16 protein-coding genes are annotated in these 17,454 nt (G+C 57.4%); 10 read left to right on the top strand and 6 right to left on the bottom strand.

Annotated features, from left to right (window positions below; translation table 11 throughout):
- Positions 1-110: 110 nt before the first annotated feature.
- Positions 111-1,961 (top strand): protelomerase family protein, encoded by a 1,851-nt coding sequence (locus tag JMI88_RS25385; RefSeq protein ID WP_201364748.1) that lies wholly within the window; start codon positions 111-113, stop codon positions 1,959-1,961.
- Here the strand turns inward: JMI88_RS25385 and JMI88_RS25380 are convergent.
- On the bottom strand, positions 1,897-2,229 hold the full coding sequence (locus JMI88_RS25380) for a hypothetical protein (RefSeq protein WP_201364747.1): 333 nt from the start codon (positions 2,227-2,229) through the stop codon (positions 1,897-1,899). The genes JMI88_RS25385 and JMI88_RS25380 overlap by 65 nt on opposite strands.
- 19 nt (positions 2,230-2,248) lie before the next feature.
- Between JMI88_RS25380 and JMI88_RS25375 the strand changes: the two genes are divergently transcribed.
- The 3 genes from JMI88_RS25375 (at position 2,249) to JMI88_RS25365 (ending at position 4,852) form a co-directional block, all read left to right on the top strand.
- On the top strand, positions 2,249-2,521 hold the full coding sequence (locus JMI88_RS25375; RefSeq protein ID WP_236023063.1) for an FtsW/RodA/SpoVE family cell cycle protein: 273 nt from the start codon (positions 2,249-2,251) through the stop codon (positions 2,519-2,521).
- 175 nt (positions 2,522-2,696) lie between these two features.
- Positions 2,697-3,998 (top strand): WD40 repeat domain-containing protein, encoded by a 1,302-nt coding sequence (locus JMI88_RS25370; RefSeq protein ID WP_201364746.1) that lies wholly within the window; start codon positions 2,697-2,699, stop codon positions 3,996-3,998.
- A 431-nt stretch (positions 3,999-4,429) separates the two neighbouring features.
- On the top strand, positions 4,430-4,852 hold the full coding sequence (locus JMI88_RS25365) for an SRPBCC family protein (protein WP_201364745.1): 423 nt from the start codon (positions 4,430-4,432) through the stop codon (positions 4,850-4,852).
- Positions 4,853-4,973: 121 nt separating this feature from the next.
- Here the strand turns inward: JMI88_RS25365 and JMI88_RS25360 are convergent, their stop codons facing one another.
- From JMI88_RS25360 to JMI88_RS40220, 5 genes are all read right to left on the bottom strand, one after another.
- Positions 4,974-6,458 carry a hypothetical protein gene (locus tag JMI88_RS25360; RefSeq protein WP_236023062.1) on the bottom strand — a complete coding sequence of 495 codons (1,485 nt, stop codon included), beginning with the start codon at positions 6,456-6,458 and terminating at the stop codon, positions 4,974-4,976.
- Complete coding sequence (locus tag JMI88_RS25355) at positions 6,458-6,799, bottom strand: hypothetical protein (RefSeq protein ID WP_201364744.1); 342 nt, start codon at positions 6,797-6,799, stop codon at positions 6,458-6,460. The genes JMI88_RS25360 and JMI88_RS25355 overlap by 1 nt, the downstream gene beginning before the upstream one ends.
- Positions 6,800-6,821: 22 nt before the next feature.
- Entirely contained in the window at positions 6,822-8,936 is a 2,115-nt protein-coding gene (locus JMI88_RS25350; RefSeq protein ID WP_201364743.1) for a recombinase family protein, read from the bottom strand.
- Positions 8,926-9,102: a hypothetical protein gene (locus JMI88_RS25345; RefSeq protein WP_201360191.1), complete on the bottom strand. Its 177-nt coding sequence runs from the start codon at positions 9,100-9,102 to the stop codon at positions 8,926-8,928. Before JMI88_RS25345 ends, JMI88_RS25350 begins: the two co-directional genes overlap by 11 nt.
- Positions 9,103-9,362: 260 nt before the next feature.
- Entirely contained in the window at positions 9,363-9,488 is a 126-nt protein-coding gene (locus JMI88_RS40220; RefSeq protein WP_268906016.1) for a hypothetical protein, read from the bottom strand.
- A gap of 623 nt (positions 9,489-10,111) precedes the next feature.
- Between JMI88_RS40220 and JMI88_RS25340 the strand changes: the two genes are divergently transcribed.
- The 6 genes from JMI88_RS25340 (at position 10,112) to JMI88_RS25315 (ending at position 17,284) form a co-directional block, all read left to right on the top strand.
- Positions 10,112-12,589 (top strand): winged helix-turn-helix domain-containing protein, encoded by a 2,478-nt coding sequence (locus tag JMI88_RS25340; RefSeq protein WP_201364742.1) that lies wholly within the window; start codon positions 10,112-10,114, stop codon positions 12,587-12,589.
- Positions 12,590-12,690: 101 nt separating this feature from the next.
- Positions 12,691-13,926 (top strand): IS21 family transposase, encoded by a 1,236-nt coding sequence (istA, locus tag JMI88_RS25335; RefSeq protein WP_201364741.1) that lies wholly within the window; start codon positions 12,691-12,693, stop codon positions 13,924-13,926.
- Positions 13,911-14,258: an ATP-binding protein gene (locus JMI88_RS25330; RefSeq protein ID WP_201364740.1), complete on the top strand. Its 348-nt coding sequence runs from the start codon at positions 13,911-13,913 to the stop codon at positions 14,256-14,258. The genes istA and JMI88_RS25330 overlap by 16 nt, the downstream gene beginning before the upstream one ends.
- A complete protein-coding gene (locus tag JMI88_RS25325) occupies positions 14,197-14,718 on the top strand; it encodes a hypothetical protein (protein ID WP_201364739.1) in 522 nt (173 codons plus the stop codon). The genes JMI88_RS25330 and JMI88_RS25325 overlap by 62 nt, the downstream gene beginning before the upstream one ends.
- Positions 14,715-16,835 carry a recombinase family protein gene (locus tag JMI88_RS25320; protein ID WP_201364738.1) on the top strand — a complete coding sequence of 707 codons (2,121 nt, stop codon included), beginning with the start codon at positions 14,715-14,717 and terminating at the stop codon, positions 16,833-16,835. Before JMI88_RS25325 ends, JMI88_RS25320 begins: the two co-directional genes overlap by 4 nt.
- Positions 16,811-17,284: an ATP-binding protein gene (locus JMI88_RS25315; RefSeq protein ID WP_201364766.1), complete on the top strand. Its 474-nt coding sequence runs from the start codon at positions 16,811-16,813 to the stop codon at positions 17,282-17,284. Before JMI88_RS25320 ends, JMI88_RS25315 begins: the two co-directional genes overlap by 25 nt.
- The last annotated feature ends 170 nt before the right edge of the window (positions 17,285-17,454 follow it).

The raw sequence follows: 17,454 nt of genomic DNA, 5'->3' as shown, positions 1-17,454 counted from the left end.
TACTCTGACAAGACAGACGTGGAGTTGTGCTTGTGGTGGGCCAGGCTGGTCGGGGCTTGCCACAGGCGCAGGTGAAGGCAAACGTACGCATCACACAACGGAGGGCCGAGATGGCACAGATATTAGGATGGGTACGCGATCGCTGGCTTCAGGCGTTAGAGCCCGTGCTGTGGACCGCGACCACGGCTCAGGAGGCTGAGCTGCGCACGCTGTGGGAGCACGAATTACAGTGGTGGAAGACGCAGCGGGGACTGGCTGGGGATTCGTTACGCAAACCGATCACGCAGGTGCGGTCCTTGATCAAAGCACTCCCGGTGACGGAGCAGAATAGCTGGGAGAATCCGCGTACCGGGGAACGGGAACATATCGGGCTGAAGGTGTTCAACCTGTCGGAGGGGGAATGGGTGCAGATGAATGCGCGCAATCAGGGCGTGACGCAGGAACGACTCAGCCAGCAGGTGTTTCTCAAGGACCCGGACGGCCTGGTGGAGCGAGCCATGTCGTTGTTGTTTTCAGAGACGTGGGCGGATCTGGTGGTGGGCATTGCGGTGTGTACGGGCAGACGTCTGGCCGAGATCATGAAGACGGGAACCTTCACGGTCAAGGAACCTTATACGGTCTGGTTTGAGGGGCAGGTCAAAGGGCGTGGCCGCGAGCCGGGGCGCTCTGAGATTCCCACGCTGGTGCGCGCATTTCTCGTGGTTGAAGCTGTCCAGCGGCTGCGTGCCCTGGTGGATTGCACGGGCCTGGAGATCGAGCAGGTGAGCCAGAAGTATGGCAAGGCGGTCAACGAGGCAGCAGCGCGGTCCTACGGCGATCTGGAGGAGTTGGTGCGAGCGACGCGGGAGAAGGTGAGTGTGCACAACTTTCGCGGCATGTATGCGCGCATTGCCACCTTCTGGTATGCACCGCCCCCCGTCGCCGACATCACCTACATGGCGCAGATCCAGGGCCATCGCTTTGTGCTGGAGCCACGCGTCGAAGCGGGCACCTCGGCGGAGGAGGTGGAGCAGATCCGGCACCACTATGCCAGCCATGCCAACTATGCGGATTATAAGATCGCCGATACCGATGGCAATATTGATGGCCGGCAAGGGGTGCAGTTAGGGCAGCCGGGCGTGACGGTGCTCGATGTGTTCCGCAGCGAGTACGAGGCATGGCGGGAGAAGATGCATGCGGAGCCGCCGGTGGTGGCCCCCACGAAGGGACGCCAGAAAGCGGCCACGGAGAATAAGACGGGCTATTCCGTGTTCAGGCCGACGATTCAGACGCGCGCCTGGGGCGACGATCTGCGCGAAGGAATGCGCCGCCAACTGGGCCATGAGATCAAGGATGATGAGTTGTTGCGCCGGGTCTTTGCCGTCTATGAACAGCAGGACCATCACGCAGGACCGGCGCAGGGGCGTGTGGTGAGGAGTGTTGTGGGGAGTGGGGTGCGGCAGGCTGGAACCCTCTCCCTGGAGCAGCTGGACCTGCCAGCGGAGACGCAGAGGCTCTTACAGGAAGGGATGGCGCTCACCGGGGCCGCGGATCTGCTCGCGTATTTGCTGGCCGCCGGTGAGCGGGAGGCGCGCAATGTGCGCAGCCAGACGCGGCGCCATGATAGTGAACGCTATGCCGCCATGCCAACCTCGAAACTGGCGGGCATGAAGGTCCCAGAGGCGGGCACGGAGCGGTATCGGCGGGCGGTGTATACCCTGATGCAGTGGAATGAGGCCCACCGTCCGTTAGAGCAGTGGTACATTACCACGCTCTCCATTCAGAAGCTCGTCGGTGGCCGCAAAGAGGCGATCAATGCGTACCTGGATGCGCACCGCGACGAGATCGAGGAGCATCATCGGAAACTGGACATCAAACCGTCGTATAATCGCAAGGCCGAACCGATTGGCCAGATGATCACGATTGCCGAGGAGCCAATGGCCTTCCCCTGGGGGTCGGCATCGCCCGCAGCAGGAGCATGAGCATTCCTGCTGCGGGCACGTTGGAGACGTGTGACGTGTCGCTGGTGCGGGCACTTCTGCAGGTCAGGCGGAAATCGGCATCCTCCCGAATATCCTGGAATTCCGACAGTTGCTGAAATTCGGCCCAGGGATCGCCCGTCTGGTTATAACGGGCGACACCTCGTCGTATGATGCCTGAAAATGGTACATCCCACGACTTGCGCAACGAGATGTAACCCGTAGCAAAACGGCGTAGAAATATGCCTCCTTCGAATTCTGACAGAACCATGGGCCTGATAGGGCTCTTCGTGCTTATTGGTGTCTACCTCTTGATCGTCTATCGTGGCTATCGTGTTGCTATGCAAGCCTCGGGTGTCTTTAACCAACTGCTCGCTGCGGGCCTTACGACTATCCTGGCGGGGCTGGTGATCATGGCAGGAGGCAACCTCAAACTTATGCCGCTAACGGGTATTCCCTTGCCTTTCTTGAGCAATGGAGCCAGCTCAATCCTGGCCAACGATAATGAAGTTGGCCTGCTACTGCGCATCTCGCATAACACCGCCATAGAAAATGGTGAGTAGGGAGGTGACCTCCAGCCTGCACCCATACGCATGAAGTAAAAAGACCGTAATCTCTCATTCTGCTACGAGGAGAAATAACCAGCCGCATTGAGGTATCGAACATGCTATGATGTACCTGTGAATATACTCATGCAAGGTTATGAAGCGCTTCCGCTTCCTTCAAGGAGGAGATAGTGTGACGTCAAAAGCTACCTGCTTGTCCTGTCGAGATTGCCCATTAGATATATTGCCCGAATCCGACTCAAAGATTACGTTCTATCGCTGTTCTACGTGTCATCGCCATTTTGCCCAACTCCCAGGTCGATCGCTCACCGAAAGATGGGGGGGATCCCTCAGTCTGGTCTTATACGGCACGATCTTCTCTCAGAAGCCGCAGGCAGATGCCCAGCATATTGCGAGTATGTTGCGCAACCGAGAGAGCCGCGAACAATTAGCTCGCATCGTTGCCGATATTCGACAAGAACTTGCCTATCCGAGTCAGCACGTGCGGGACATCCATGGTCAATCCGCTTCCGAAGAGGACCTGAGAGCATTTTTAGCCCTGGTCGCGGATATCTTAACGGAGGAAGTGAAAGAAGATGCGGTCTTGCAGACCCTGAAGGGACATACGAGTTGGGTGCGTTGCCTTGCCTTTCGTCCCGATGGGCAGATCCTTGCCAGTGGCAGTATCGATGGCACCATCAAGCTTTGGGATCCTTTGCGCGGCCACTTGCTGCATACCCTCACGGGTCATGACGGCGGGGTATTCGCTCTCGTCTGGAGTCCGAACGGACAACTTCTGGTCAGTGGTGGACAGGACAGCACCATCAAACTCTGGGATGCTCACAGCGGGAAACGCTTGCGCACTCTTGAAGGCCATGTCAATGCAGTACGCTCCCTTGCGCTGAGCACTGACGGAGAAACCCTTGTCAGCGCGAGTATCGACAAGACGGTCAGACGCTGGAATCTGCAAACAGGACGACTTCTGCAGTCCTTCACCAAACACCCAAGTCCGCTTTACAGCGTTGCCATGAGTCCCGATCAGCAGCTCATTGCAAGTGGAGACGAGAGCGGCGTGATTCGCTTGTGGCACACTCACACTCGAAAACTCCTCCACACCCTCAAAGGCCATAGCGGGAACGTGCTGTCTTTGACTATGGTGAACGACGGGCAATTTCCCATCAGCTCAACGATGCTGATCAGTGGGAGTGCAGATCGGACCATGAAATGGTGGGGAGCCGATGACGGGAGGCTCATTTCCACCTTCACGGGTCACACCGGGGCTGTCCGTTCAGTAGCTTTTGATCCCGCATGGCAAACGATCATCAGTAGTAGCGAAGACAAAACCATCAAGGAATGGAATCTCTACGGCTCTCAAGAAATTATTCGCACCTTGCCGGGCCATGCAGGTCCTATCTACAGCCTTGCCATCAGTCCCGATAGCCGGTTCATTGCCAGTGGCAGTCTCTCAATCAAGATTTGGGGGAAAACAGGTTGATGCCTGGCTTAATCACTGTAGTCGACTTCACATGGGGCAGGCGATGAAAGGAGAGAAGTCTCTGGTTTCATGCGCAACTCATCTTCACTAACATACGGGATTGGTGCTGGTGCGCGCGAGCGGCTCTTTCGATATCCGAACCAAAATGGCACTTCGGTAGGAATTAGTGTGTATAAAATGCGGGTAGGATGGTGAAAGCAATCGTGAATGTGCGAGAGAAGTGGGGTGAAGAGCTGTTTTCAGAAGGAGGAAAGCCCACGGGTTGCGCAACGAGTTTGAGAAAGCAAGTGATGGAAAAAGAGAGCAGAAAGGCTTGAATATGAATAGAGGAACGATTCTGTCCGCAAGAGAGGATATATTGAGTAGCGAAACGTACAACGTTTCGCGGAAAGATATGTCTCAGGAAAAGTGAGCAGACAGGAGAGAAGAGAATGGCTTCTATTCACAAGGAAATTCTGATCCAGGCTCGCCCCCAGGACGTGTGGGCGGCGATTCGCGATGTTGGCGCGGTCCACCAGCGCCTCGCCCCTGGCTTCGTCATCGATGCGCGCCTCGACGGAGATGCCAGAATCGTGACCTTTGCTAATGGCGCAGTGGTTCGCGAACTGATCGTCACCATTGACGACCAGGCGAGGCGGTTGGTCTACGCAGCGGTTGGTGGGCGAACCACCCACCACAATGCGTCCATGCAGGTCCTAGCTTCGGGGGAGAACCAGAGTCGGCTCGTCTGGATCACCGACCTGCTGCCCAATGAGGTCACTGCAATCATTCGTGAACTGGTCGAGCAGGGAGCGGCCACAATGAAGCGGACGCTGGAAGCGCAGACCACAGGCGGGGAGACGAGGAAGGAGTGAACTCTTCAAGAACCTCATTGCACAATTTGTGGGAAAAGAGACCAAAAAGAGGCCATGGTCCTGCACTCGGAGAAGCAAGCCTGTCCGAGGAGAGAGAATACCGAGATAGCCGAGGCGAGATTTAAGCTGTCACCAAGCCGAGCGAGGTGGCAACGCTTTCTGGGACGCCGAACAGCCGGATCGTTACCTGTCCAGGCGTGAGGGGACGCGCATTACGAGCTAGCCGCTCTGCCCATGTGAGCCGAGAATGTGCCCGTTGCATCCGAGAAAGGATCACCGCCTTCTGCTCTGGAGGGGATGGAGGATCAGTGTGCTTCACCTGGATCTCGACGTTCTGGCTGTCGAGTCCTTTCTTGCATACCCGTCGATGAAGCCTCCGACTCCAATCTTTCCAGAGCAAAGGCGCGGAACCGACACCCAATGGATGTAACAGCACGCTGACTTGGCGTGGCTTCTTGGTGGTGTTACCCTGCCACTGGCACTGCTCACGCAGCGGACAGGGGCGACAACTGCGAATGCTGGCACCATACACGACGCGCAGGCTTCCATCGGCTTCTCTGCGTTGCTCATGCGGAATCAGCTTCTGATCAGCAGGACAACGCAGCGTCCCATCGGGCTGGAGCGCAAAGTCCTGTCCAGAGAAACGACCAGCCTTCCACGGCAAGGCGACAGCGGGCGCACCATAGCCCTGCACGGGCGCCTGCTTCGTCCCTGTCTCCGGGCGACCGACCATGGCAGGGGCGAACGTGGTCGTGCGCAACGGCTGCGCTTCGAGCTGATGTCCCAGTTCAAGCCGCAGGTTCCACACCCATTGCGAGATCACCTGCCAGCACTCCTGCCCGCAGGCCGAGTGCGAGCACCAGCGATCCGGGTCTTGTTCGGCGTCCTCATCGGAAAGGAGCGGCTCAAAAGCGCCGCGGTGCAGATACAGTTCGACGACATCACAGGCCGTAAACGCCTGTTGCGGCAAATTGGTGAAGAAGAGTTCATAGACAATGCCTGCGCGTGTGACCCCAACGGGACTTTTCTTTTTGTCCGCAGGATGCGTGACGACGATCACGCGGCAGCGCACTCCCTCAGACCCCACTGGCACATCTGGGCAGTCGTAAAGGTTACGCACCATCTGGCTTTCCGGCCGTTGTTGAAGCTGATCAGGGGGCAGGTGCAGGCGCGCCTGGATCAGCGGGTGATCGAGCACACTGTACTCACGGCCTCTGGTCACAAACGCGAAGCCCGCCAGATCTGCGAGCGCGGCTCCGGTGCCATATTGCCCATCGAGCCGCAGGAGGGTGCGCGAAGGGTCGAGTTGATGCGCACTGAGATAGCGCCTGATGGCGGCAAGCCCTTTACGCAATTCTTTCCGGTAGCGACCGTTCCCTCGGTTGCCAAACGAACCGAGCCACTGGAAGCTGTGAGCTTGAGAAACCGTCGTGCGCGTCCGAACAACCTCGCCACGTTTACGCCCTCGGTAGCCAGGAGCACAAACGTCATCCAACCGGCGAAAAGGCGGAGGCAGGTCGTCGCTCTGGGGTAAGGCTCGTTGCCGAGCCGCCTCACGCGTGCCATCGATATCAAAGACCATCCAGGCGTTTCCCGCTCGATCCACTAGGCCCCGGTTTGCTTCTCGTGCGAGATCGGGCGATTGAGCAGATCATCGATAAAGAGCGTGCGTAGGGCTCCGACGGGTGCCTCCGTCACCGCCGCTAAAAAACGGGAGAGCGCCGAACGGGAGGGGAGTTGGTCCCGGTCAAATAAGGCCATGAACGGAGCGGCAAAGGGTAGGAGCCGCTCGTAGAACGCCTCCAGAGTGCGTTCGCCGCTGATGGCATAGCCGAAGAGGACGGCAAGAAAATCGATGACCTCGTAGTGCCCGAAACGCCGTCGCGCAAAGCGCACGCGCTCACTGATCTTGGCCAGGACACCGTGCTTCTGAAGATGCGCGGCCATCAGCACGACTTCCTCGAATACGTCATAATGCCTCCCTTTTTGATCGTCTGGTACGTCGGCCTTGACATCGCAGCCATTCGTGAAGTCGTCTTTCATCATCTTCCGTCATGTAAATTTTCCAGGGCATGCTTCTGGCCAGGTGTTCGCCTTTGAGTCTGCCTGTTTTCAGCCAATTGAAAATCGTGTCCTGGCCCACATCCAGCTTTGCTGCAGCACCTTCGACCGAGTAAGAGCCATCTTCCCATTGAGCCAGGTTGTGCTGATTTTTGTTGAGCTTGACCGTGGGGATCTGCCACTGATGACGTAAGTGGCAGACGATCTTGCTCGTAATCGGGTGAACAAGCCCAGGGGTCTGATATCCCTCAGCCTCCAATATCGCAGCAATCTGCGCATCCATTAGCCCTGCTGCGTTGAGCTCACGCACGCGTTGCTCAAGCACTTGGGCACCGGCGAAGAGGACATAACTGCTTATCCGGCGTTGGTACCAGAACTGCTCGCTTGCCCCTGTTTGCCAGTTGATTTGCGCCCAGACCTGGCCTCCAATGCGCCTGCTATCGACGATGACCTCCCGGATCACCAGGCGCAACATCTGCTTGCGCTCAGCACTCGTCGTCGTCGGGGCGTGCCAGAGCGCTGGTAAATCGCTGCCCAGGGCTACAATGGCTTCTCGGTCTGCCTGGGTAAAGGTCCCACCGCGACTGGATTTCCAGGCATGATACTCTTTCTCTACGGTTTCCACTCCCCGGAGTTGCTCTTCCCACTGCCTCTCCAGCGAGCGAGCCACCAAGCGGTTTTCTGGCTCTACCGCCTGGTATTGTCGTTCGGCCCGCTTGGCCTGGTAGCGCGCACGCTCCAGGCGCAGCTCCCATTGCTTGCTTTCGACTTGCTCCTCCTGTTCCAATTGCGCCAAGGCCGCGAGCGCGAGCGCCAGTTGATCGGGCTGCAGCGCCTCCAGAAACCGCTGTTCAACCTGGGTATCCAGAGCCAGCGCGCGCACCCGTTGGCAGTCTGTTCCTCCAAACTGGCTCTGGTCGGCGCTACACCGATACTCGGGATATTCACCCTGCTTCCCAGAGTAGTGGAGGTGGAATAAGGCCCCACAGCGCCCACAGCGCACGATACCTTGCAATAACGCTTGGCCTGTGCGTGCCATGCCGGGTTGCTCCTCTCGATACTTCATGCTATTGGCGCGTAATTGTGCCTGATTCGCTACAAATTCGTCCCACGAAATATACGCTGGATATCTATTGTGTAAACAAATCTCCCATTTGTCAATGGGTTGGAGAATCCGCCCTCCAGATGGATGCCCTGCGGTGCGGCGTGCCGGGTCAAACTGCTTGCGTCCATAGACATAGGCCCCAGCATAGGCCGGGTTGTGGAGGATATCGAGAATGGCAGAGGTGCGGGCGGGTTGCCAGACCACCTCATAGGGAGCAGGGCCGACTCTGGGGCAGGCTGGCAGAGGCAAGTGCGCCGCTCTCAGACACCGCATCACGCCGCTGGCCGAGCGGATTTCACGGAATTTCTCAAAGACCAGCCGGATGCGCGCCTGCACCTCTTCGTCGGGATTCAAGGTCACAACTCCAGCAGGCCCGCGAATCAACCCCACAGGCAATCCCTGGTGCAGTTCTCCCCGTTCGGCTTTGTGTCGGGCTCCCGCCAGCATACGCTGTTTGAGCTGGTGGAGTTCAGCCTCGCTCATCATGCCCGTTAATCCCAACAGTAATCGGTCGTGGTAGAGCCGTGGATCGTAGAGTCGTTCACCGTCGGCGATCAGTGTGCCGAAGATGGAGCAGACTTCCAGCAATTGATACCAATCGCGATTGTTGCGCGCCAGGCGGGAGGCATCGAAGCTGAGCACTAAGCCTGCACGAGCCAGACTAATCTCAGCGAGCAGATACTGGAAACCGCCACGGGAAAAGACATTGGCCCCTGATTTGCCCAGATCCTCATCAATCACTTCCACCCGTTCACGAGGCCATCCCAATTTGACAGCTCGCTCCACCAACGAGTACTGCAGTTCGGTGCTCTCGGCGTGGCGCGTGACTTGCATGAGGGAGGATTGGCGAATGTAGACATAGGCCATCTTCGCCCGCTGTTCGGTAGTCGGCATGAGAGCCAACGACTCAGCGTTCATGGTCGCCCTCCCTCTCTTGTGCGGCTGTGCGCAGGCGTCGAATGAGGTCGGCGATCAGATGGGCGAGTTGCTGCTGGTGGCTCTGGGGAAGCCGTTGGAAGATCGTCGTGGGATCTGCGGACACAGGACGCTGTTGGATGAATGGTTGACATTGTTTGCTCGGCATGGCTTTCCTCCTTGGCCTGCTTGAGTTGTTGCACCAGGCGTGCTAGAGGAAGAATAGTCCGGACCGAGATGGAAGGCAAGGGAGAAGGAGGCGAGACAGTCTCTGCTGGGCGTTCAAGGTTCGTGGCAGCGCGTGGAACCATGTGCCGCCGCCCGCTTGGCAGCAGCACCATCACATGGGGCGTGCGGCGATTGATCCGTACAGGAAGCTGCGGGAAGGTTTGACCATAGAGGGCATGAGTGGGATCAGTTATCGTAACCTCACCACATACCCTGTCTAAAAGTGGGGTTTCTTGTTGGGTTCGATTCTCCGAACCAGGAAGGGGTCGAGGGAACGGACTCGGAAGAGGCCTGGATACGCACCGATCCATCGGCGATACTGGTCATATGTGCCTCCTTTGAAGGAAAATGCTTGATTCTTCCTTCTCAAAAAGGCACATTTTTATCTCTGCTTGCTACAGGGTCCATCTCGTTGCGCAATTCGTGGGTACATAAGCCCAAAACGGAGAAAGTAGTCACTGGAAAGCCGGATGCCGAGAAATTGGCCTGTCCGGTTTGGGAAGGGGCAGTTGGAAACGTGCCGCAAGGCAACGCGCTGGCCACCTACTTCACATGAAGGGCAGAGTAGCAGTTACTATATGCATAAGCTACATACCGCGTTACTCATTGCTAGTACTCAGTCCGCTTAGCTTTTGAGGGATATGATAGTCTAGTGATATGTGAAGGAAGATGTTCCGGATGTTTCTCGGGAAAGGAAGAGGTCGGATAGACCGTGCGGGGAACCAGGTCCTTCCTTCTCCATTTTCCGCTACATCTGTGTCATGTATGGATAGGAGGGACACAAAGTCGGAAGAGGAACGTTGCTCAACAGGGCGAAAAGAACCTATCCGTTTCCTCTGACAGAAAGGATCTTTTTTTGTACCGCAACAATCTCTTGCATTTTTGTTACCCAATGTGTATACTCCTGGGAAAAGAGAAGACCTTGGGTAACAAAAACCGATGAGGAGAGTATGCCAAAAGCCGCCCCATACCATCTGATCTGGCATGTCGAACATGAGAACTATGAACTGTACGACCAGAGAGAGAGACCCATCCTCACGGTCACCCCTGGAGAACCTGGGTGGTTTCCCTGGCTCGATACGATTGCCTCCTTCGCCTTTCGCGGGAGGCAGGGACAACTAACGGTGCGTAAGGAGTCCAGGCAATGGGGCCATGGGTATTGGTACGCTTACAACCGCGTCGGTCCCAAGCTCATGAAGAGATATCTGGGACGGACAGCAGACCTCACGCTCACGCACCTGGAGGAGATGGCAGCTCAGCTCAGTGGTGAAGTGACCTTCCCACCTGATGACGTTTCTGGCGAAACGCTCTCCGATGAGCGGGAACAGAACCCATGGGCAAGCGGTGTGAGCGTGGACGGATCAAAGATGAAAGCTGTGGAAGCAGAGGACAATCGTCTTCGGCCTTCCGAGTTGCCCACGCAGCTCGCGCTCTTGTTCTCAACCAGGCTTCAGGTGCCGCGTCCAAGAGTCCGGTTGGTGTCGCGCACCCGTCTCGTCGAGCAACTCCAACAGGGGAGGGAACGCGGACTCACCCTCATTTCGGCACCTGCTGGCTTCGGCAAGACGACCCTGCTTGCCCAATGGCTTACCGACCAGAAGCATCTCTCGCCCATGTCTATCGCCTGGCTTTCCCTGGAGGCGCAAGACAATGATCCTACCTGTTTTCTCTCCTCCCTGATCGCTGCCTTGCAGACTGTTGATCTGCGTCTGGGCGCGACCGCCCTCTCCTTGCTCCAGACGGGAGAGCGCATGCTACCGGAAACAGTGATGACCTTGCTTGTCAATGACCTGATGCACTACGCAAGAGAGGATCTTGCCCTTGTGCTCGATGACTACCATGTCATCGAAGCTTCACCCATTCATCGCGCCCTTGCCACGCTCGTCGAGCACCTGCCCGCAAGGGTGCATCTCATCCTCGCCACGAGAGCAGACCCTCCTTTGCCGCTCGCCCGCCTGCGGGCACGTGGACACATCCTGGAAGTGCGAGCAGCCGATCTTCGCTTCTCCCTGGAAGAGAGCCGTTCATTTTTTCAGTCTACGATGGGTCTCTCGCTCTCAGAAGAGCACGTCACTAGTCTGCAGAGCCGCACCGAAGGATGGATCGCAGGACTGCAACTAGCTGGCCTCGCGCTGGCGGGGCATCCTGATCCCTCAGGCTTTCTTTCTGCCTTCAACGGCAGTCATCGTTTCGTGCTTGATTATCTCTGTGAAGAAGTGCTCTCGTGGCAACCGGCCTCGATACAGTCGTTCCTCCTGCACACGGCGATACTTCCGCGCCTCTCTGCGCCGCTCTGTGATGCCGTCATGGGACAACGGGCAAGTCAGGAGATGCTGGAAAGCCTGGATCGGGCGAACCTGTTTGTGGTCTCACTGGACGAGAAGCGAGAGTGGTATCGCTATCATCACCTTTTTGCCGAGGTCCTCACTAATCGCCTGAAGCTCACAATGCCCGAGATGGTATCTGAATTGCATCGTCGCGCCAGCATCTGGTATGAGGAGCACGCATTCGTGAATGAGGCTGTACAGCATGGGCTGGCAGCTCAAGATGATGAGCGTGTGGTTTGCTTGATTGAACGAGAGGCAATCGCTCTCGAATTGAGCGGTCAGCATCAAACCGTTCTCAACTGGATAAGAGGGCTTCCCGAGGAAATAGTCCGTACGCGCCCAATGCTCTCTCTTATTTGCGCGATGGGACTCATTTTTGCCAGACAATTTGAGCAGGCTGAGACGCGCCTGCGGGATGCTGAAGACAGCCGATCTTGCGACCACCCTGACGAACAGGTACAGATGATACTGGGTGGGATAGCATATTGTCGTGCAGAACTGAGGAGTCTCTCCTCCAATGATCTGGCAGGCAGCATCGCTCTGGCACGCCGGGCGCTCTCCCTGTTGCCAGAGACGCGAGACGCGGCTCCTCTGCGAGCCGGGGCACTCATGTATGTTGCTCGCGCCTATCAACTCAGCGGAGATGTAACCTCTTCAAACGAAGATGCCGTGTTGGCTGCAATGAGATTGGTGTCTGTCATTGGTCCTCTTGGGCGCTTACGCATCACTCATCAACTGGCGCGATTGAGAGCGCTGCAAGGTCGGCTCAGCGAGGCGCTTGCCATCTATGAACAACTACAACCGGTGGCCGAGGAGTTTCGCTCCTCCGGTGCCAGCGCCTTTTATTATCTCAATCGGAGTCATCTTCTGTGCGAACACAACCAGTTGGAAGCGGCTGAGCGCATCCTGGCAAAAGGGATGGAGGCGATGAGGAAAGGGGTCTTTCTTGAACCCATTACCGTCATGCTTGGATACGCAACGCAGGCCCGCTTGCAACAGGCACGAGGGGAGCTCAGTCATGCTCGCTCTACCATGGACGAACTGGTACGACAGACTGAGCGCGACCACTTCCCCTCTCCCCTTATGAACGACGGTGTATAATTGCGCCCAGTTAAAATTGACCGACCCCCGATATGGCAGTAGTCTGTAGGAGATGTGGTTCACCATTCCTACAGGAGACGGCCATGATCAGGAGCAGGACAGTGAATACGATACACGAATTAGCCGCACAAGGGAAGTCGATTCAAGACATTGCGATCAGTCTAGGGATCGCCAGGAATACCGTACGCAAGTATCTGCGCCATCCAGAGTTATGCACGATGCCGCATCCACGGCCCAATCGTCACTCTAAACTTGATCCGTTCAAAGCACAGGTCAAGCAGTGGACCGAGCAAGATCATTGCTACAATTGCGAAGCGATGTTGCCCCGTCTGCTGGAGATGGGCTACACTGGGAGCTTGAGCGTGCTCAAAGCCTTCGTCCATCCCTTGCGTCCTCCAGCGGGAGGACACTATCCCATCGTGCGCTACGAAACGGAGCCGGGAGAACAAGTCCAGTTTGACTGGGGCGAGTTCACGTATGAGCAGCAGGGAGCGCCCCGCAAGGTCTACGGCTTTACCGCCGTGCTCTGCTACTCGCGCATGCGCTTTGTGACCTTCGTCAAGCGCTGCGATTGTCCCACCATGATCCGGTGTTTGATGGAAGCGTTTGAATACTTTGGTGGATTGCCCAAAGCCGCCTTGACCGACCGCATGAAGAGCGTTTTGCTGGAAATGGAGGACAAGACGCCGCGCTGGAACGCGCGCTTTGCCGATTTCATGGCCTCCATTGGTGTCGCCCCACGGATCTGCAAGCCGTACACGCCACAAACGAAAGGGAAAGTCGAGCGCTCAGTGGGTTTTGTCAAGCAGAGCTTCTGGGCGGGAGTGAACTTCACCGATATCGATGACCTCAACCGTCAGGCCCACATCTGGTGTGAGCGTATCAATAGCCGGGTGCATCGCACCACCCACGAACGCCCCAGAGAGCGCCGCGAGCAGGAACCGCTCTCGCCCTTGCCTGCCGCCTTTGCCTGGGAACGTTTTGCCACTGAAGAGCGCAAAGTGGGCTGGGATGGCTACGTGTCCTACGATGGCGTCTTGTATGGCTTGCCCTCTGAGGCGCGAGTGGCAGGCTCAGTCGTGCAAGTCCGTGAGCGCCACGGCATGCTTTCGGTCTGGTCGGCTGGACAACTCCTGGTGGAACTGGCGAAACGCCCACATTCCCAGGACACAGTCACCCATCCCGACCAATTTCGCACGGTGGCCCCTGCTGCCTCGTTGCGTGAACGGACGATACCGTTGGGACATCAGCGTGCCGCCCCGGTGGTGCTTACACGAGCGCTTGCTGAGTATGATCAGTTGTGTGGACTGGAGGTGCACTCATGCAACCTCAATTGAAGCAGTTGGGGTTAACCCAATTGGAGCAAGCGCTGCCTCAACTCTTTGAGACCGCCAGGCAGGAGCAATGGACGTATGAGCAATTCCTCAAGCAGGCCATCGCCGCTGAGATCGAAGGGAGGGATCGTCGTGCAGCAGAGCGTCGGCTCAGTGCGGCTCATCTGCCTGTGGTCAAAACGTTGGAGGCGTTCGACTTTTCCTTTCAACCCGGCCTCTGCGAGCGTTTGCTGTGGGAACTGGCCGACCTCTCCTTTGTGCAGAGCGCCACGAATGTCATTTTTTGGGGACCGCCGGGCACTGGAAAAACTCGATCAACTGACTACCCCCATTGATCTGATCATGTCACCCCCCGAGGAGACGGTGACAGTGGTCGATCCGCGCCACCCGCTCTTTGGGCGCACATTGCCGTGCCTGGGGATCGCTCATTCCTCGCATCGTGGGCGCTGCTGTATTGTCTGGATTCGCCCAACGGTGGAGCGTCATGTGCCTGTCGAAGCGACCAATCTCGCATACGATCCCGCAACCTTGTACCCCCTTCCCATTTCGGTCGAATCGCTGCAACAATTCTTGCAGGAGTTTTTGTTGGTGTTCGGTGGCTGGAAAGGAGGCCCCACCCATGACGATTCGACCGCTATTGGCCCCTCCGGCTCAGCCGAAGGAGCAACGCCCGCGTCAGATCAGGCCGATGCGAGTCTGGACGACGCTCACGCCGGCGCAACAAACCGCTGTCTTCCAGGAGGTCGTCACCATGTGTCAGGAATGTTTACTTACCGCAGAGGAGGCCAGTCATGATGCCCATTCCCCGCTCGCTGAAAATTACGTCCACCCATCTTGAACGCAAGGCAGTGGTCTACATTCGGCAATCCACTCCCAAGCAAGTACGGATGAACACCGAGAGCCAGCACAATCAACGAGCACTGGTGGAGCGTGCCCAAAGTCTGGGATGGAACTCTTCCCGCATTGTGGTGCTCGACGCCGATCTGGGCCACACGGCCACGACGACCGAAGGTCGTGATGACTTTACCGAGTTGGCTGCCGAGGTCGCGCTGGGTCATGTGGGCATCATCTTTGGCTGGGAAGTCTCGCGTCTGGCGCGCAACAATGCTGACTGGTACCAGCTCCTGGATCTGGCTGCTGTGGTGGGGACCTTGATTGCTGATATCGAAGGGGTGTATGATCCTCGTAGTTACAATGATCGTCTGCTGCTCGGGTTAAAGGGGACCATGTCCGAAGCGGAGCTGCATATGATGCGTCAACGCCTGAATGCAGGCCGGCTCAGCAAAGTTGAGCGCGGCGACTATGTACAACACCTGCCCACCGGTCTGGTGCGGACCGAACAGGGTCAGGCCGAGTTCGATCCGGATGAGCAAATCCGGAGCTGCATCGCGCTGCTCTTCTCCACCTTTGCCGAACTGGGCAGTGCCATGAAGACGCTCCACTACCTCAAAACCCATCACATCCTGCTCCCGCGGCACCAGACGAGTGGACTGCGCAAAGGAGAACTCCTCTGGAAGGAGCCCACCGAATCGATGCTGATTGAGATCCTGCATAATCCAGCGTATGCGGGAGCCTTTGTCTACGGGCGCCGTCCGACGAATCCACTGCTCCGCCGACCCGGCCATCGTGGCTCAGGAGTCGTACGCAAGCCCATGGAGGAATGGGTGACGATTCAACACGGCGTCTATCCTGCCTACATTAGCTGGGAGCAATACCTGCGCAACCAGGCACGGCTCGCCGAAAATGCCCAGGAGGCTCATGCTAAACAAGCAGCCATGCGAGGAGCGCACGGAGCCCCGCGCGAAGGCGAGGCTTTGCTGCAAGGACTGATGTGCTGTGGCATGTGTGGACATCGCATGCGCGTCGCTTACAAAGCCCATGTCCGCTATCTCTGTGATGGCTTGAAACGCCATTATGCAGGTGTCACCTGCATGTCTCTGGATGGTCCCTCAATTGAGGACGTGGTGGTGCAGGCATTCTTTGATGCGCTGCGCCCGGCGCAATTGGATGCCCTTCAAGCCTTGCTGGCCCAACAAGTGAAAACAGAGCAACAGCTCCAGCAGTATCACCGCGACCAGGTGACGCGCGCCACGTATGAGGCGCACCTGGCTCGACGACGCTATGAGGCGGTTGACCCTGACAACCGGCTGGTGGCGGCCTCACTGGAGCACACCTGGGAAGAAAAACTGGTGGCCCTGCACCAGGCGGAGGAAGAGGCCGAGCGAGTCGCGTATCGCACTGCCTTTCCTCTCCTGACGCCAGAGCAACGTCAGCAACTGGAGCATATTGGGCCTGCGCTACCAGCGTTGTGGGCCAGCGGGAAAATCAGCAATGAGCACAAAAAGCGCTTGTTGCGCTCGCTCATCAGTCGCGTGATTGCCACCCGGCTGGCCTCCGATCGCATCGAAATCAAAATTGTCTGGATCAGCGGGCACTTTTCGGTCGTGCAGGTGATCCCCCCGATTCACCGGCAAACGGATGCGAGCAACTACGAGGGACTGGTAGCTCGTCTGGATGAACTGACCAGGCAGGGACTGACTGATCCAGAGATTGCTGCACAACTCACCGCCGAGGGCTTTCACACGGCTCGCCGATTAGCTGTCACACCTGGCACGATCCACAAGCTGCGGAAGAACCATGGCCAGGTCAGTTCCCTGCATCGGCATCGGAAGGTTTCCATGATCGATGGGTTCTGGACCATTCCTGGCTTGACCCGAGAACTCGGCGTTGGCCAGAAATGGCTCTACCAGCAGATTTATCAGGGCAAGCTGCAAGTGCCGGATATTGAGCGTCTCCCTGGCTATCGTGTCTACTTGATCCGTAACGATCCTGGTCTCTTAGCGCGACTTCGCGCGGAAGCTGCTGCTTCTCGCCGATATGATACAACATCGCGCCACCAATCTCACTCTTAGGAGGGCATTCTGATGGATGGACGAAAACGCATCTCTCGATTGCGCTCTCGCTCAAAGCCCTGGCGGCGGGCTATTCGGCGTTGTTTACGACGCTCTCGCATCTGGCTGAAGCCCTGGAAACCGCCTCCTATCCAACCTTGTTGCGCCAGCGGCTGCGTCGCTACACGACACCCAGCGTGCTGGTGATTGATGAGGTCGGCTACACCACACTCTCACCCGCGCAGGCGCATCATTTCTTTGAGCTCGTCACGGCGCGCTATGAGCATGGGTCGATTCTGCTGACCTCCAACACCGTCTTCTCTCACTGGGGCAAGTTGCTTGGAGACGAGATTCTTGCCGCCGCCCTGCTGGACAGGCTGCTGCACCATGCTGAGGTGATTGCCATTAATGGGCGGAGTTATCGCATGAAAGATCGACGAGAGACACTGGGAACAGGAGATGAAAAATGAACAGAGGGTCAAAATTACGTTGGCGGATCAAAATTATGCTGGCGCATGCCGAGTCGACGTCAGGATGACCACATCCTGGCGCGATGCGGCTGGCGTTTGAGGGTACAAGGTGATCATGTACGAGGGCGGGAAGGCCCTGTTCTGCGGGCATCCAGAGTGAGTGAGTTGAG

The sequence above is a fragment of the Dictyobacter formicarum genome (genome assembly GCF_016587435.1).
The sequence above is the reverse complement of the archived record's forward strand: the minus strand, read 5'-3'. Positions and strand labels throughout refer to the sequence as shown.

Coding starts and splice junctions, on each gene's coding strand:
- JMI88_RS25385 (WP_201364748.1), top strand. CDS start 111: ATGGCACAGATATTAGGATGGGTACGCGATCGCTGGCTTCAGGCGTTA.
- JMI88_RS25380 (WP_201364747.1), bottom strand. CDS start 2,229: ATGGTTCTGTCAGAATTCGAAGGAGGCATATTTCTACGCCGTTTTGCT.
- JMI88_RS25365 (WP_201364745.1), top strand. CDS start 4,430: ATGGCTTCTATTCACAAGGAAATTCTGATCCAGGCTCGCCCCCAGGAC.
- JMI88_RS25355 (WP_201364744.1), bottom strand. CDS start 6,799: ATGGCCGCGCATCTTCAGAAGCACGGTGTCCTGGCCAAGATCAGTGAG.
- JMI88_RS25350 (WP_201364743.1), bottom strand. CDS start 8,936: ATGAACGCTGAGTCGTTGGCTCTCATGCCGACTACCGAACAGCGGGCG.
- JMI88_RS25345 (WP_201360191.1), bottom strand. CDS start 9,102: ATGCCGAGCAAACAATGTCAACCATTCATCCAACAGCGTCCTGTGTCC.
- JMI88_RS40220 (WP_268906016.1), bottom strand. CDS start 9,488: ATGACCAGTATCGCCGATGGATCGGTGCGTATCCAGGCCTCTTCCGAG.
- JMI88_RS25340 (WP_201364742.1), top strand. CDS start 10,112: ATGCCAAAAGCCGCCCCATACCATCTGATCTGGCATGTCGAACATGAG.
- JMI88_RS25330 (WP_201364740.1), top strand. CDS start 13,911: ATGCAACCTCAATTGAAGCAGTTGGGGTTAACCCAATTGGAGCAAGCG.
- JMI88_RS25325 (WP_201364739.1), top strand. CDS start 14,197: ATGTCATTTTTTGGGGACCGCCGGGCACTGGAAAAACTCGATCAACTG.
- JMI88_RS25320 (WP_201364738.1), top strand. CDS start 14,715: ATGATGCCCATTCCCCGCTCGCTGAAAATTACGTCCACCCATCTTGAA.